Origin of the sequence: Thalassotalea sp. PLHSN55, from assembly GCF_052030545.1 — a bacterium.
Taxonomy (GTDB): domain Bacteria; phylum Pseudomonadota; class Gammaproteobacteria; order Enterobacterales; family Alteromonadaceae; genus CANMXU01.
In genome coordinates, this window is sequence record NZ_JBPDIH010000004.1 from 329,391 (window position 1) to 345,343 (window position 15,953).

At 41.6% G+C, this 15,953-nt stretch carries 16 protein-coding genes; all 16 read right to left on the minus strand.

Annotation, left to right across the window (positions count from 1 at the left end; translation table 11 throughout):
* Window positions 1-4: 4 nt before the first annotated feature.
* Window positions 5-2,107 (minus strand): flagellar biosynthesis protein FlhA, encoded by a 2,103-nt coding sequence (gene flhA, locus ACRRSQ_RS09985; protein WP_440875590.1) that lies wholly within the window; start codon window positions 2,105-2,107, stop codon window positions 5-7.
* A 129-nt stretch (window positions 2,108-2,236) separates the two neighbouring features.
* Window positions 2,237-3,367 carry a flagellar biosynthesis protein FlhB gene (flhB, locus tag ACRRSQ_RS09990; protein WP_440875591.1) on the minus strand — a complete coding sequence of 377 codons (1,131 nt, stop codon included), beginning with the start codon at window positions 3,365-3,367 and terminating at the stop codon, window positions 2,237-2,239.
* Complete coding sequence (gene fliR, locus ACRRSQ_RS09995) at window positions 3,368-4,150, minus strand: flagellar biosynthetic protein FliR (protein WP_440875592.1); 783 nt, start codon at window positions 4,148-4,150, stop codon at window positions 3,368-3,370. It lies immediately after the preceding gene.
* A gap of 2 nt (window positions 4,151-4,152) precedes the next feature.
* Complete coding sequence (gene fliQ, locus ACRRSQ_RS10000; protein WP_440875593.1) at window positions 4,153-4,422, minus strand: flagellar biosynthesis protein FliQ; 270 nt, start codon at window positions 4,420-4,422, stop codon at window positions 4,153-4,155.
* A 2-nt stretch (window positions 4,423-4,424) separates the two neighbouring features.
* Complete coding sequence (fliP, locus tag ACRRSQ_RS10005; RefSeq protein ID WP_440875791.1) at window positions 4,425-5,183, minus strand: flagellar type III secretion system pore protein FliP; 759 nt, start codon at window positions 5,181-5,183, stop codon at window positions 4,425-4,427.
* 41 nt (window positions 5,184-5,224) lie between these two features.
* Complete coding sequence (fliO, locus tag ACRRSQ_RS10010; protein ID WP_440875594.1) at window positions 5,225-5,665, minus strand: flagellar biosynthetic protein FliO; 441 nt, start codon at window positions 5,663-5,665, stop codon at window positions 5,225-5,227.
* A gap of 9 nt (window positions 5,666-5,674) precedes the next feature.
* Window positions 5,675-6,067, minus strand: coding sequence for a flagellar motor switch protein FliN (gene fliN, locus ACRRSQ_RS10015; RefSeq protein ID WP_440875595.1), 393 nt, complete (start codon window positions 6,065-6,067; stop codon window positions 5,675-5,677).
* Between the two features lie 22 nt (window positions 6,068-6,089).
* On the minus strand, window positions 6,090-7,154 hold the full coding sequence (fliM, locus tag ACRRSQ_RS10020) for a flagellar motor switch protein FliM (RefSeq protein ID WP_440875596.1): 1,065 nt from the start codon (window positions 7,152-7,154) through the stop codon (window positions 6,090-6,092).
* Window positions 7,155-7,192: 38 nt separating this feature from the next.
* Window positions 7,193-7,729, minus strand: coding sequence for a flagellar basal body-associated protein FliL (gene fliL / locus ACRRSQ_RS10025; protein WP_440875597.1), 537 nt, complete (start codon window positions 7,727-7,729; stop codon window positions 7,193-7,195).
* 80 nt (window positions 7,730-7,809) lie between these two features.
* Entirely contained in the window at window positions 7,810-9,939 is a 2,130-nt protein-coding gene (locus ACRRSQ_RS10030) for a flagellar hook-length control protein FliK (protein WP_440875598.1), read from the minus strand.
* A 125-nt stretch (window positions 9,940-10,064) separates the two neighbouring features.
* Entirely contained in the window at window positions 10,065-10,505 is a 441-nt protein-coding gene (fliJ, locus tag ACRRSQ_RS10035) for a flagellar export protein FliJ (protein WP_440875599.1), read from the minus strand.
* 30 nt (window positions 10,506-10,535) lie between these two features.
* Window positions 10,536-11,900 carry a flagellar protein export ATPase FliI gene (gene fliI / locus ACRRSQ_RS10040; RefSeq protein WP_440875600.1) on the minus strand — a complete coding sequence of 455 codons (1,365 nt, stop codon included), beginning with the start codon at window positions 11,898-11,900 and terminating at the stop codon, window positions 10,536-10,538.
* A 29-nt stretch (window positions 11,901-11,929) separates the two neighbouring features.
* Window positions 11,930-12,724 carry a flagellar assembly protein FliH gene (gene fliH, locus ACRRSQ_RS10045; RefSeq protein WP_440875601.1) on the minus strand — a complete coding sequence of 265 codons (795 nt, stop codon included), beginning with the start codon at window positions 12,722-12,724 and terminating at the stop codon, window positions 11,930-11,932.
* A gap of 55 nt (window positions 12,725-12,779) precedes the next feature.
* Window positions 12,780-13,829, minus strand: coding sequence for a flagellar motor switch protein FliG (fliG, locus tag ACRRSQ_RS10050; RefSeq protein ID WP_440875602.1), 1,050 nt, complete (start codon window positions 13,827-13,829; stop codon window positions 12,780-12,782).
* The gene (gene fliF / locus ACRRSQ_RS10055; protein ID WP_440875792.1) at window positions 13,822-15,519 is read right to left on the minus strand and encodes a flagellar basal-body MS-ring/collar protein FliF; all 1,698 of its coding nucleotides are present in this window, start codon (window positions 15,517-15,519) and stop codon (window positions 13,822-13,824) included. The genes fliG and fliF overlap by 8 nt, the downstream gene beginning before the upstream one ends.
* A gap of 66 nt (window positions 15,520-15,585) precedes the next feature.
* Window positions 15,586-15,909, minus strand: a complete 324-nt coding sequence (gene fliE / locus ACRRSQ_RS10060; protein ID WP_440875603.1) for a flagellar hook-basal body complex protein FliE — start codon at window positions 15,907-15,909, stop codon at window positions 15,586-15,588.
* Window positions 15,910-15,953: the final 44 nt, after the last annotated feature.

A 15,953-nucleotide genomic window follows, 5' to 3' on the forward strand; every position in this document is an offset into this window, starting at 1 on the left:
TATGTTATTGACCAATAGCGCTAACAATTTTAATTTGTTTGTCGTCTGGAATTTCTTGGTAAGAAATTACCCGTAAACCCGGAATCGTGTACTTAACAAATTTTGCTAACACCGAACGTAAAATTCCTGACGTTAACAATATTGGTGTATCACCTGCCATTTCTTGCTGCTGAGCCCCGTCGGTTAACGACTTCTGTAAACGCTCAGCTAATCCTGGTTCTATGCCAGCGCCATCATCACCTGCCATTTGCATAGACTGATGCAACATTTGTTCCAGCTCAGGTGACAAAGTAATGACGGGTACTTCAGAGACAGGGCCAACGAGTTCCTGAATAATAAATTTACGCAACGTAATACGCACTGCAGCGGTCAATATATCGGTGTCTTGGCTCTTAGCACCATACTCAACCAACGTTTGAACTATGCTGCGCATATCACGTACCGCAACACCTTCGTTCATTAGGTTTTGTAAAACTTTTACCACACTACCTAACGGCAATAGATCTGGAATTAAGCCCTCAACAAGTTTCGGATAGTTTTTAGCGAGAATATCTAGTAGGTTTTGAACTTCTTCGTGACCCAATAATTGTGCGGCATTATTGGTAAGAATTTGACTTAAATGCGTTGCCAGCACAGTAGCGCAATCAACCACGGTATAACCTAAAGATTGCGCATGTTCTCGTTGGTTTTTGTTTATCCAAACCGCATCTAAACCAAAAGCAGGGTCTTTGGTTGCATTTCCTTCTAACTTACCAAACACTTGGCCTGGGTTAATGGCTAGCTCTTGGTCATGACGAATTTCAGCTTCACCGACAGTTACCCCCATCAGTGATATTTGATACGTATTGGGATCTAAATCGAGGTTATCTCTAATATGCACAGCGGGTACCAAAAAACCGAACTCTTGTGATAACTTTTTACGTACACCTTTAATGCGGTTTAATAATTCACCGCCTTGGGATTTATCAACTAACGGAATAAGGCGGTAGCCAATTTCAAGACCAATAATGTCAACGTGGTTAACATCGTCCCAACCTAAGTCTTTAACTTCAGCTTCTTGCTGCTGGGTTTCAACTTGCGCTATTTGTGCTTTATCAGCAATCTCTTTCGCTTTAGCAATTTTATATTTGCTGCCAAAAAATGCGATTCCAAAAATTAAAAAAGCAAACAATAAAAACGCAACATGTGGCATGCCCGGAATAACGCCCATCACAAACATCACACCACCAGCAATGTACAACGACTTTTCTTGACCTAACTGGCTGCTAACCTGCTCGCCCATATCTTGTGAGGTATTTTGACGAGTAACCACAATCGCCGTACCCACCGATAACAACAAGCCAGGAATTTGTGCAACTAAACCATCACCTATGGTTAATAAAGTATAAATCTCAACCGCTTCATCAAAACTTAAGTCGTGCTGAACCATGCCAATAATGAAGCCGCCAATAATATTAATAAATAAAATTAAAATACCGGCGATAGCATCACCTTTAACAAATTTACTAGCACCGTCCATAGAACCATAAAAATCCGCTTCACTGGTCACTTCGTTACGGCGCTCACGTGCTTCTTCAGCATTAATAAAGCCAGCGTTTAAGTCGGCATCAATTGCCATTTGTTTACCTGGCATGGCATCTAAGGTAAAACGTGCGGTTACTTCAGAGATGCGCCCCGCACCTTTGGTAACCACGATAAAATTAATAATGATAAGAATTAAGAAAACAACTAAACCAACTGCGTAGTTACCGCCAATAACCACCGAGCCAAATGCTTCAATAACTTTACCTGCAGCATCAGGGCCTTCATGACCTTCAAGTAATACCACACGGGTACTGGCTACGTTTAAGGCTAAACGCAATATGGTTGCAATTAATAATACCGCGGGAAAAGAGCCAAATTCGAGCGGTTTTAGGGTGTAAACCGTGATAAGTAAAACAATTAACGACAGAGCAATGTTGAATGAAAATAAAATATCGAGCAAAAAGGCCGGCATGGGAAGAATGACCATACCTAAAGCAGCCATTACCAAAAATGGCGTACCAATCCCTGATATATAAGACATTTTGTTTTTATTAAACTGATTAAAATAACCGGCTAATTGCATGTTTTATCTACAACGTTTTTTTGACACTAACTGATAATCAGCAAAAACCAGACCAAAGTAAGAGCTAATCAATTTAAGTGTTCAAATTAACAGCAAACCGGATATCAGCGAAATTGATAACTAACTTAGTTAATAGCGAAAGTCTTCTGGGATGGGTAAGTTTTTAGCAACCGGAATAGGTTTTTTAGCGCGACCTTTTTTATGCTGTTCTAATTGGTAAATAAACGCCAATATTTGCGCGACAGCAGCAAATAATTCTTCAGGTATTTCGTCACCAGCCTCGGCCGTATAATAAAGCGATCTCGCTAGTGCTGGCGATTGAATAATCTCAATATTATGCTCTTTAGCAATAGTGCGGATATGCAGCGCCATTTGGTCAATCCCTTTGGCTGCCATTACAGGTGCTCCGCCAACTTTGGCGTCGTATTTTAACGCAACCGAATAATGAGTCGGATTGGTAATCACCACATCAGACTCCGGCACTTCAGACATCATACGTCGCTGCGACATTTCATATTGAGTGCGGCGAATACGTCCTTTAATTTCAGGGCTACCTTCCGTATTTTTATGTTCGTCTTTAATCTCTTGCTTAGTCATTTTTAGCTGTCGATTATGATTCCATACTTGGTATGGCGCATCAACAATGGCAATAATAATCAGCGATAAACTCAGCGTAATAAACATGCCCAGTAACAGTTTTACCGCATGGGCAAAATTAAGCGGTATGGCTTCAAGGCTTAAGCCTAATATTTGATCAAATAAACTGGTCAGCAGTAAAAAGGCGACGATAAATACCACAAAAAACTTCATTAACGATTTTAATAACTCTACCGCTGCTTGCACACCAAACATGCGTTTAAAGCCGGCAATTGGTGACAATTTACTTGCTTTGGGTTTCATGGCATCCCACGAGAAACTCATACCACCAAGCATGGTATTGCCAACAAATGCTGCAAAAATAATAATAAAGAAAATCCACATCATCGGAACAACAATTTGCCCTATACTGCCGCGCACCACATTGTACAAGGCGTGAATATCCATGGCTTCTGCTCGGCTCAGACTAAATAAACGCTTCATCATTGTAGACATGGCATCAACGAGAAAATCACCAACAATGACAATGGCGACCGCAGTCCCAACCAGGACAAACATGGTACCGAGTTCCTTCGAGCGTGCTATTTGACCTTTTTTTCGGGCGTCGGAAAGTTTTTTCGCCGTGGGTTCTTCGCTGCGTTCACCGCTATCAGACTCTGCCATTTAAGGTACCCCGCAATCAATCAGGTAACAGCTAAAGTCTAATGCGCGTTGCCACTGTAGCTCAAAATGCGTCATAAAGTTGCCCATGGTTAACCACATGATCAGTAAACCTGAGCACATCGTAATAGGGAAACCAATGGCAAAAATATTTAACTGCGGCGCGGCGCGCGTCATAATACCAAACGAAAAGTTAATCAGTAACATCGCCGTAAGTGGCGCTAGTGCTAGTGAAAGTGCGGTAGCAAACATCCAACTGCCCCATAAGACCAGCTCTTTAAATTTAACTGCGTCAAAGCTTTCAAGTGGAATAGGTAAAGTATCAAAGCTTGCGGCAACAAATTGCAAATACGCTAAATGGCCGTCCATCGCCCAAAATAATAACGAAGATAAAATCAGAAAAAACTGACCAACCGCAGGTACATTCATGCCACTGGCGGGGTCTACTAATGAAGCAAAACCTAAACCGGTTTGCATCGCAATAATTTGACCGGCCAAGGTGAAGGTATCAACCACTAAAATGGTGACAAAGCCGATCATTATGCCAATGATGGTTTGCTCAGCCACTAACAAGAAGGTGGCAAACGAAAATAGATTATCAACGCGCGTTGGCGGAATGGCTGGCATAATGGCAACCGTTACCGTTAAGCACAAAAAGAATTTCACCCGCATCGGAATGGTACGTGCGCCAAAACCAACCATGGTCATGATGAGCGCCGAAACACGAAATAATGGCAGCAGAAAATCAGCCAGATATTGATTAATAACTGACTCGGTAAACTCCATTGTTAGCTAACCACGCTCGGTATGCTACTAATGAGGCGAATGGTATAGTCCATCAGCTTTTGTACCAGCCAATGCCCACCCAAAATTAAGGCAAGTAAAGTTACGATTAGACGAGGTAAAAAACTCAAGGTTTGTTCGTTGATAGACGTAGCCGCTTGAAATATAGCGACCATTAAGCCAACTATTAAGCTAGGTACGATAACCGCACACACTAATACAATAACCAGAAAAAGTGCGTCACGTAAAATATCAACAAATACCTCAGGACTCATCGCTAACTCCCCATACCATAACTGGTCGCGATAGTACCGATAACTAAATTCCAGCCGTCGACTAAAACAAACAGCATTAATTTAAAGGGTAAAGAAACAATCATCGGCGAGAGCATCATCATACCCATGGCCATTAAAATACTCGCAACAACTAAATCAATAATCAAAAAGGGAATAAATAAAATAAAGCCGATTTGAAAAGCAGTTTTTAATTCACTAATGACAAACGATGGAATGATCACCGTCATCGGCAAGTCGGTTGGTTTATCAACACTTTCAATACCTGCCATCGAAGCAAGCGTGTTTAAATCTTTTATCCGTGTTTGCTCAAGCATAAAGGCGCGCAGTGGCACTTTGGCTTTATCTATCGCTTCAACAGAGGTCAATTGTTCTGCAAGGTATGGCTGAATGGCATCTTCGTTAATTTTGTTATAAACCGGCGTCATAATAAACAAGGTCATAAACAAGGTTAAACCAATAATAACCTGATTTGACGGTGTTTGCTGCAAACCAAACGCCTGTCGTAAAATCGCCATAACAACCACGATTCGGGTGAACGAAGTCATCATGATCACCGCAGCAGGAATAAAGCTTAACGCGGTCATAAAAATCAAAATTTGCAGCGTTACCGAGTACTCTTGCGAGCCGTCAGGATTGGTCGTTAGCTTTAACGCCGACATACCTAAGTCTTGCGCAAAGCTAGGTTGGCTAAATAGCAAAAGGCTTCCAACTATGGAAGCCATCAATGCAAAGGCGGTCATTTTAGTTTTTGTAATTGCCGTAAAATATGACTTCATAACGCTCAAGACTCTTTAGTTGGACTAGCGGGCGTGCTGATATTTTTCCCTTTAAGTACCGATAGAATTGATTGACTAAAGTCAGCGCTAAGTGGCGCATTTTGCGGTAACTTTTCAGGTAAGGTTTCTAATAAAGAAATTTGTTGAGCAGTAACACCTAATAACAGCTGTTTGTCTCCAACTTCCACGACCACAATGCGCTCTTTTGCGCCTAAATGTAAGCTGGTGACAACTTTTAAACCTTGTACTTGTTTTAAACCGGGTTGAAAACGTTTTAATACCAACGCGGAAATAACGATAACACCTAAGACTAATAGCAGGGATAACACCATACTCATCGCGTCCATATTAGTGGAGGCAACATGCTTACCCACTTCAGGCATATCTTCTTGAGCAAATACCTCAAATGACGCGCATAATAACAATAGACTGATGAGTTTATTCATAACATCCCATTACTTAAGCTTTTTAATGCGTTCTACTTGGCTAATAACGTCGGTTAAACGAATACCAAACTTGTCGTTTACAACGACTACTTCACCGTGAGCTATCAAGGTACCGTTAACCAGTACATCAAGTGCTTCACCAGCAACACGGTCAAGTTCAACCACCGAGCCTTGGTTAAGTTGTAATAAATTTCGAATACTAATATGGCTACGCCCTACTTCCATCGAAATGGTGACGGGAATATCTAAAATAGCGTCAAGCTTACGCTTTTCTTCACCGCTTATTGGCGCTTCTTCTTCTAGCTCTTCTAATTCAACATTTTGGGCAGCGGCTTCAGCATTTGCTTGCTCGTCCATCGCCTCATCCCACATACCTAAATCGTCTTCGTTGTCAGTACTCATACTGCTTGCCTCAATTTTCTAATTAATCTAAATCATCTTCTAAAAGATGAAGTTCAGCGTCGCTGTCTAAACGTTTACCGCCTTTGGTTAATATGGTCAGCTCAGATTTAACCGATTCTGGTCGTTTAATTTTTTCAGATATTTTCAGTGCAACATTATCGCGACTACGACCCAGTTTCGCTCTAAAGCTAGGTAAGTCTTCAATTAATACGGTGATGTGCTCAGGCATTTCAATTGGAATAATATCGCCCGCTTTAAGATCCATCACTTGCTGTAGTGGTAGGTCAACATCTAAAAATTTAGTACTTAACGCAACAGGAACATCCATAATTTCATCGCGCAGTGCTTTTGACCAACGCATGTCGGTATCTTCTTTATCACTTTGCACACCGGCATCAAGTAATTCACGAATAGGTTCTAGCATTGAATAAGGCAATGCGACGTGAAAATCACCACCACCACCGTCAAGTTCAATATGGAATGAGCTGATCACGACAACTTCGGTCGGGCTAACAATGTTTGCCATCGATGGGTTAACTTCAGAGTCGAGGTATTCAAACGATACATCCATCACTGGCGACCAAGCTTCTTTATAATCTTCGAAGATAAGCTTTAATAACATTTGAATAATACGACGCTCGGTTGGCGTAAATTCGCGACCTTCAATTTTAGCGTGATAGCGACCATCGCCACCAAAAAAGTTATCAACCAAAATAAAGACTAAACGCGCTTCCATGGTGATAAGCGCAGTGCCTTTTAACGGTCTAAAGCGCACCATATTCAAGCTTGTCGGGACAAATAAGGTATGTACGTACTCACCAAACTTGATCATTTGAATGCCATTGATAGACACTTCCGCGGTACGACGCATCATGTTAAATAAACTAATGCGCATATGGCGAGCAAAGCGTTCATTAACCATTTCCAAGGTCGGCATACGACCTCGAACAATACGATCTTGTGATGAAAAGTCATAGTCAGACATTCCCTCCGTCTGGGGAGAATCCTCTTCTATCTCTTCTTCTTCAACATCATCAACACCATGGAGTAGCGCGTCAATTTCGTCTTGGGATAATAAATCACTCACTCGATATACTCTTTATTTTATAACGTCTATATGTCGCGTTACTGCATAACAAAGCCAGTAAATAACACTTGTTCAACCACTTTACGACCGGCAATGTCGGTCATGGTTTTTTGTACTTCAGCTAACGACTTTTGTTTTAAAGACACTTTGCCAGCACTTGTGGCTAAGTCATCAGCGTTCGACAGTGAAAATACGTTTAATAAGGTGCTTTCAATCAGCGGCACGTGTTTTTTCGCTTCTTCTTCATCGTCTGAACCTCTTACGAGCAATTGCACACGAATTTCAACAAAGCGATCACGTGCAGCTCCGGGCACATTAAACCTAAACGGTCTAGGCATAGGAACATACAAGGCAGATCCTGTTGATGCCGATGATTCAGCTGCTTCTGCTGGCGCTTCGTCACCACCACTTAGCGTCGCATCAACTTCTTCTTGTGAAGCATCGCCCATCATGAAAAAGTAATAACCGCCACCACCTGCGCCTAATAAAACAACAACTGCAATAATGATGATAATTAATTTTTTCTTTTTACCTGAATTATCAAGTTCTAATTCACTTTCCTGCTCGTCTGCCATTTCTTAGCCTTTATTCTTTATTTGTAACTATAGGTAAACTATATCCTTGAATACCCGTTGAGCCAATCGCTTTTATCTATTTATGCATAGTAATCAATGCCATTTGCTGAAGCTTTGAACAAATTGCCGTCTAAAGTTGCAATTTGAACATCTTCTTGCTCAGCTTGATGAGATTGAGCCTGACCATTGTGCTGCGCAAATTCGTCTTCTTGTTGGTCAGATTGTTGCTGATGGTTAATATTTGCATCGCCAACATCAACTCCACTTTCAGCAAGCATCTCTCGAAGTTTAGTTAAATTTTGCTCTAACGCCTCTTTGGCTTGTTGATTTTGCACAGTAAAACTTACCGCCGCTTGTTCGTTTTGCAAATTCACTCTAATTTGCATGCTACCTAACTCAGGCGGATCTAATCGAATATCCACTTGTTGAAGTTTTTGATTAACCATTAGCATGACTTTTTCTTTTACTGCATGGCTAAAGTCTTTGTGGTGAATAGCAATGGTTTCTTGCATGGCGTTAGTTTGCACTTTTTGCACTTGGGCATTGTCTGTAACGACCCGACTGCTTAATGCGCCAAGTAACTGTTCAGCAGTTGTCGATGAAACACGTTCTGTTGAGCTTTCGCTTGCCGTAGAAAATATTGACTGCGCCGACGATGTCATTGCTTGTGCAACTTTAAACGCAGACTCGGCACTTTTTTCAGCAGTTAATCCCGCTAAGTTTTGCTCTTGTTGCTTGCCTTGCTGTGCTTGTTGCTGTGCGTGCTCTTGTTTAGTAAATTCTTCACTTACGTTGGCACCATTAATAGCAACTTTGGCACTTGCTTGCGCGCTTTGTGGCTGATTATCTATATTTTTATTGCCATCGGCTGCTGCTAGCGTATCGCGAAAAACTTTAGCTAGTGGTGTTAATTCGGTATCAATTACTGCATTAGCGCCATCAGTGCTGATCTTTTGCTGAGCAAGCTTAATTGACGCATCAACACCCGACTCGCCTGCCTTGCCAGTTATATCGTTAGCAACACCGCTAACGTTTTGACTATTTAATGGCTTGGCCGCTTGATTAGCGATGCGATCTTCTGCAGAGGCTGTAAATACGCCCTCTTTATTTTTAACATCATTGGCCATTTGGCTCATTAAGCTTTGCTGTTGCTCGCTTTGTTTAGCTGCCGTTAAGTCGTCACTACCTAGCGCTTTATCGTCGTTTGCTAGCTGTCCGTCTTGATTAGCTTGTAAAGCCGCAGCTTGCTTTAAAATCGCATTTTTTTGCTGTTCGCTAAGCGCTTTATTACTAAGCTGCTCACCACTCAATTCACTCTCACCATTGTCACTCGCAGTTAGCCCTGCATTTTTTAATTGTTCATTGGAAAGCTCGCCTTTTGCAAGCTGGCCATTTACCATGGTTTCAGTTGCAACTTGTGTTTTCGCGCTAGCGGCTTTTAATGCTGCAGCACTTTCCCCTTGCTGCTCTTTGGCCAAAGCATCATTTATCGCGCTATTTCGACTGCCATTTATAGCGTGGTCAATTAATTTATTATCGGTAAGTTTGGCTGAAGCTTTTTGTATTTCTTGCTCAGCGGTTAATTTTGTTTTAGCACCTTGTTGTGCAGCAATTTGTGCATCTGAACTTGTTTCACTTTCGTTAGATGCTAATTGATTAGCGTTCACAGACGTGATGGTTTGCTCCTTTGATGATGCTTGTGTTGTTAATGTTTTTGCAAAATTTACCGCATCACTTTTTTCTATATCAACAGCGGGAGTTTGCGTAAGGAGTTTTTCAGAACCGCTTAACATAGATAATAATTGTTCTGATTCAGAGAGCTCACTTTTTATTGAAGGATTACTCTCGTTAGCAACTTTATGAGCTGCGTCACTATTTGCAGAGCTAGACGATTGTTCAGTTGTTTTTTGAGTTTGTTCTGTCCCTGAATCGCTAATTTCGTGGTGATCTTTTTTATCAGTGCTGTGAGGATTATCAGCTAATTCCTGATCAGTTTTAGCCGCTGACTTTTCAGGATTTTCAGTTGTATTGCCGCTTTGACCTGCCGCTTTTTCCGAACTATTGCCACCAGTATCTGACGACATATGTTTATCCATCAGTGTTGAAAATGGTTGTTCTGAACGATTATTATCGTCAGCACCATTAGCTAAAGGGCTTTTATTTTCAGCACCTTGGGCAAGATCGATTGATAATAAACTGACTGTGGGCATAAAACACCTAACTTATTATGTATGGGCAACACAAAAGACATGTTGCGATGATTACCTGAACTTCTTAAAACAATGCAAAAATTGAACCATTCGCTTATTTGTTAGTATATTGAACAGGCTCTCGCTTAACGATTGCGACGAACAAATTGCTGAGTGGCAATTTCGTCAAACATATTTTGTTCTTGTTTATTGGCTTTTATTTTTGCCAGTTGTAATTGTTTCTCACGCAGTAATTCAACTGCTTGAATTTTTTGACGCTGCGCTAACCACTGCTGTTTTTTTTGCTCTAGCAGGGCCTTCGATTGTTTAATGGCTATTTCCATTTGCTCAGAGGCATGGTCAAGCTTGGCGATAAAGGCATGGAAATGGCTGTAGGTAGCACTATCAATACCAATTAGAGAGCGCTGCTCAAGGCGTTTCATGTATTCAAGGCGGTATTCACCCACACTCGATAAACGCTGTAAGTTTTGTTGATAGTCAAACTCTGCCGCTTGCAGTGCTTGCGCTGCGGCATTTTCTTTATTTTTTTCAAATTTGAAGAGCGTATCTAACTGCTTCATCGCCATCGCTTAACTCCTAGCAGATAATTGATATTGTTAAGCTACTTGTCCTTGAGCCGCAGCATGTGCTTCGGCCGCTGATAAAATTTCTTGTAGCTGAGACAAGCTTTGATCGTATGGAATAACTTCATTCATTTTTTGCTGCAAGAAAAAATTGATCACTGGTAACAAAGTAATTGCCTGATCGATTCGAGGATCTGTGCCCTTGCTATACGCGCCAATCGATATTAAGTCTTTGTTTTCTTGGAAAAGCGCATAAACTTGCTTGAGTTGCCTTGCTAATTGCTGGTGCTCGTCACTGGTCACCATTGGCATAACTCGGCTAATGGAACCTTCAATGTTTACCGCAGGATAATGACCTGCATCCGCGAGTTCTCGAGATAAGACAATATGACCGTCTAAAATTGCCCGAGCCGCATCGGCAATGGGATCTTGTAAATCATCACCTTCGGTTAATACGGTAAAAAATGCGGTAATTGAACCTTGGCCATCACCGCCATTGCCTGCTCGCTCGATTAACTGAGGTAATTTTGAAAATACTGAAGGTGGATAACCTTTGGTCGCTGGTGGCTCGCCTACTGCTAAGGCAATTTCACGCTGTGCTTGCGCATATCGTGTCACCGAGTCGATAAGCAATAAAACGTTTAAACCTTGGTCGCGAAAATATTCGCTAATTTGCACTGCTGTTTCGCAGCCTTTTAGTCGCATAAGTGGGGAGTTATCGGCTGGCGCTGCAACAACAACTGAGCGCTTTCGCCCTTGTTCACCTAAAATTTCTTCGATGAATTCTTTTACTTCTCGGCCACGTTCACCCACTAAACCAACAACAATCACATCTGCAGTTGTGCCACGCGTCATCATGCCAAGTAATACACTTTTACCTACACCGGAGCCTGCAAAAAGTCCCATACGCTGACCTTTTCCAACCGTTAAAAAACTGTTGATCGAGCGAACGCCAACATCAAGTGGTTCTGTAATTGCGCGGCGTGATAACGGGTTAATAGGCTTACTGTTATGCTGATATTCGTCGGTAATTTTAATGGGGCCTAAACCATCAAGTGGTTTACCAACACCGTCAATAACTCGCCCTAATAAATCCATTGAAAAAGGCAGGCTAGATTTTTTACTTAGCGGAATAACACGTGCACCGGGGGCAACACCTTGTAAGCTTTGCTCTGGCATGAGGTAGGTTTTATCTTGAGAAAATCCGACTATTTCTGCAATTAAGTCGCCATTGGCCGTTTCAACTAAGCATTGGCTACCAACATAACCTTTTACACCAACGGCTTCTAAGGTTAAGCCAACCACACGCACCAAACGACCCGCCACAGACACTTTATGTGGATGAATAAAGTGTTGCGAGTTTGCCAGTCTTTGTGCAATGCGTGTTTGATCTACCATAATGTATTTATGACGCTTTTATTAGAAAATTACTGATGTAGAGCTTCCTGCAAAAATGAGTCCAATACTTCCCTGATGCGAGACTTCACTTGCAAATCGATATTCGAAATACTGTTTTCAATTTGACAACTTCCCTGATCTAATTGTGGCGCAGGTAATAAACGCCAGCCTTGCTCTTGCAAGTAATCACCGCCCAATTTTTCTTCGACTAAGCGAATATCATTTGGGTTTAATAAAATTTGGGTACTATCTTCTTGGCAAGGCAGCGCTTTAATACCATTAGTAATGGCAGATAAGACAATATCAGGATTGGTTTTAGCTTCTTCAAGCGTGATCGCTTCTGTTAACTGTACAACTAAATGTAGTAGCTGTTCTTCGACATTTTTTTCTACTTTTTCAAGTGGTTTGTGAAGTTTACCTACTAAGGCTTTAAGCTGCTCAAGTTGCTCGTTAATCACTTGTTCACCTTCGGCAATGCCGTTGGCAAGGCCTTCTTCATGGCCGGTTTTCAGCCCTTCTTCATGACCACTCACTTTGCCTTCGTCAAAACCTTTAGCAAAACCTTCTTCTTTGCCTTGGTTAAACCCTTCTTCAAAGGCCGCTTTTTGAATTTCTTCAATTTCTTCAGCCGTTAACGGCACAGGTTCTGCTATTTCAGTTTCTTCCGGTGGCTCATATTTCCAGGTATTCTTTTGACCAAGTGCATTGGTTTTACCATCGTCAACAGCTTGTTTAGGTTCAACATGTGGCAATGGCCAAACTTCGCTATCAGACAATTCTTCTGCTGACAAAATAGGTGGATTATTGGTAGAAGCTTTGATCATTAAGTTGGCCTCAAAAAAATAACGTAATTGGTGAAATTGTTAATGACAATGAATGCTATAAGAACTCGTCGCCACCACCGCCACCGCCCAGCATAATTTCACCGGCATCAGATAAACGACGTGCAATCGATAGAATTTCTTTTTGCGCCGCTTCAACTTCACTAATACGTACAGGGCCCATGGCTTCAAGATCATCCGCCAACATTTCAGCCGCACGTTTAGACATATTAGATAAAATTTTGTCTTTAAGCGCTTCGTCAGCACCTTTGATCGCTTTCATTAATGCGTCTTGCTGTACTTCACGCAATATCGCTTGAATACCTCGGTCGTCAACATCAGCCAAGTTTTCAAAGACAAACATTAGGTCTTGAATTTGTTGACTCATTTCTTCGTCGTGTTCACGAATCGAGTCCATCAACATGCCTTCAACATTAGTATCTAAGTAGTTCATTATGTCAGCAGCCGCTTTTAAGCCGCCCATTTTCGCAGCTTGCGCGCCTGCTTGTCCGGCAAACTGTTTCTCCATAATTTCATTTAACTCTTGCAATGCTGCTGGCTGTACTTCTTCTAAGTTAGCAATACGCATCATCAGATCAAGACGTACTTTTTCAGCAAATTGACTCATAATTTCCGCTGACTGCTCGGGATCTAAGTATGATAAAACGATAGTTTGAATTTGAGGATGCTCGTTGCGAATAATATTGGCAACTTGTTTCGAGTCCATCCATTTTAACGAGTCTAAACCTTTCGCACCGCTGCCCATGACGATTTGGTCAATTAGGTTACCCGCTTTATCTTCACCTAATGCTGCTGTTAGTGCTTTACGAACAAATTCTTCAGATTGGAAACCTATGGTACTGAAGTTTTGAATTTCATTAATAAACTGTTTGTGAACTGCGGTAATTTTTTCTTGAGTAAAGTCTTCCATCGCGGCCATGATCATGCCCACTTGTTGTACTTGCTTCGGCTCAAGATGTTTTAAAATTTGCGCGGCATCTTCTTCTGACAAGCTCAGTAATAAAATCGCAGCTTTTTCTGCACCATCTAGCTTTTCAACATCAAAGCCTTCCGGCATTGGGGCCAATTCTTGGCTTTCATCACTCATCTTCGTTTAACCAACTTTTCACTACTTGAGACGATAGTTCTGGCTCGTTTGCAACAAGCGCTCGAACAGCTTTTAGTACATCTTCATCACGATGTAAGTCTGGCAATTGCAAACTGCCATCAGGGGCAAAACCAACCGCGCCCGCATCAAAATCTGTGGTCAGCATATCCATGGTTTCATCACCTAAATCGATATGCGAGTCTAACGACTTATCACCGTAATCATTTGGTGTTTCAGCTGGATTAATAAGACGCTTGATCATTGGACGCATTACGGTGACAAATAAAATCACGATAAGTAAAAATGCTAAGCTCATTTTCACCACTTCCATAAACCATGGCTGTTGGTAAAATGGCACTTCAACCACAACATCTGAATCGTCTTTAGAAAATGGTAAGGTGATCACTTCTAAAATGTCACCTCGTTGCATGTCAAAGCCAATACTGCCTTGTAATAATCTGCGAATATTCGCAAGTTCCGCTGCAGAACGCGGCGTCGCTGTTACTTCGCCAGCATCATTAACTGAACCAACATAATCAAGTGCCACCGAAACGCTAATACGGCGGATAACTCCGGTTTGTTGTTTGGTATGGCTGATCGCTTCATCAAGCTCATAATTTTTAGTTGATTCGGTATGTTTACGACTTGGCATCGCTTTTTTCTGACCATTGCCAACTGCATTTTCAGGAATATTCGAGTCAAGCGGAGGTTGATTAGTTAGTGCGCCTGGAATACCACCTAAGGCTCCGCCGATTGTACTATCTTCCACTTTCATTTCACTGCGTAGCGCAGGTAGGTCGGAATTATAACGGCGTTGCGTTTCTTCAGTATTGGTAAAGTCCATTGCCACGTCGACTTGCGAGGTGTAGTTACCTAAACCAACAACAGGAATAAGGATCGAGGCGATTTTATCCATGTACTCGTGTTCACGCTTTTGTTCAATTTCAAATTCTTTGCGTGAGCGAGATGAAACAGTATCTTGTGAACCTGAATTTAATAGTCGTCCGTTTTGATCGGTAACGGTTACGCGGCTAGGATCTAAGCCGTGAACAGCTGAGGCAATAATATCAACGACGGCATCAACTTCTTCTTCAGATAATAATCTGCCACGTCTTAGGGTAAGTACAACCGTTGCTGACGGTGTTTTTTCTTTACGTGCAAATACATTTTCACGTGGCACGGCTAATAAAACCTTAGCACGCGATATAGATTGTAACTCTTCAATGGTACGCGCAAGTTGTTGTTCGCGGCCATGTTTTAATCTTTCACTTTCAAGGCGTTGGCTTACACCAAAGCCCATATCTTGCATTAGTATTTCGTTACCAGAGGCAGGTTCGTCGGATAAACCTTCTCGAGCAAGTAGTAATTTTACGTTTTGATATTCATCAGCAGGTACAGAAATTGTATTATTTTCTTGTTGGTATTCCACTTTATTGGCATCAAGAAAATCCATGGTTTTGATTAATTGCTCGGTCGGCAGCTTAGACAAAACACGATACTCAGGCTGGTTCGCCCATAAAATAGCAAAAACAGCAATCGCCAAACAAATCGCGAGTGCCATAATTAAGGTCAGTTGACGCAATACATCAACGTTACCCATGATAGAAGCAAAGCCTGATTTTTGCTCAGCAACGTCATCATGGTCATGATCATTAACTATCATGTCATTGCTGTTATCAGCTGCTACCATACTGGTTGAATCTGCTGTATCTGCCACGTAAATTCTCCGCTTAAAACGTTTTAACTAGCTGGTTACCTAAACAGGCATACTCATAATTTCTTTATAAGCTTCAACAAACTTATTTCGTACTTGTACCGTTGCATCAAAAGCCACGCTGGCTTTTTGCGACGCTATCATGGTTTCACCAAGAGATACTTTAGGATCACCTAATTCAAATGCGGTTTTAAGCTGACCAGCTTCTTGTTGGATGTCGTTAACTTTATTAACGGCGTCTTTAAGTAAATTACCAAAGTCGCTACTTGACGTATTTACTGCGGGGATTTGCTCATTACGCGGTTTAATGGCATCTAAACTCATGCTTTGCATTTGCGCATATAAAGAATTTGATTTGATATCCATAACTTACTCGCTTGTGTCAATTTTTTGCTTTTAAAGACTCTGAC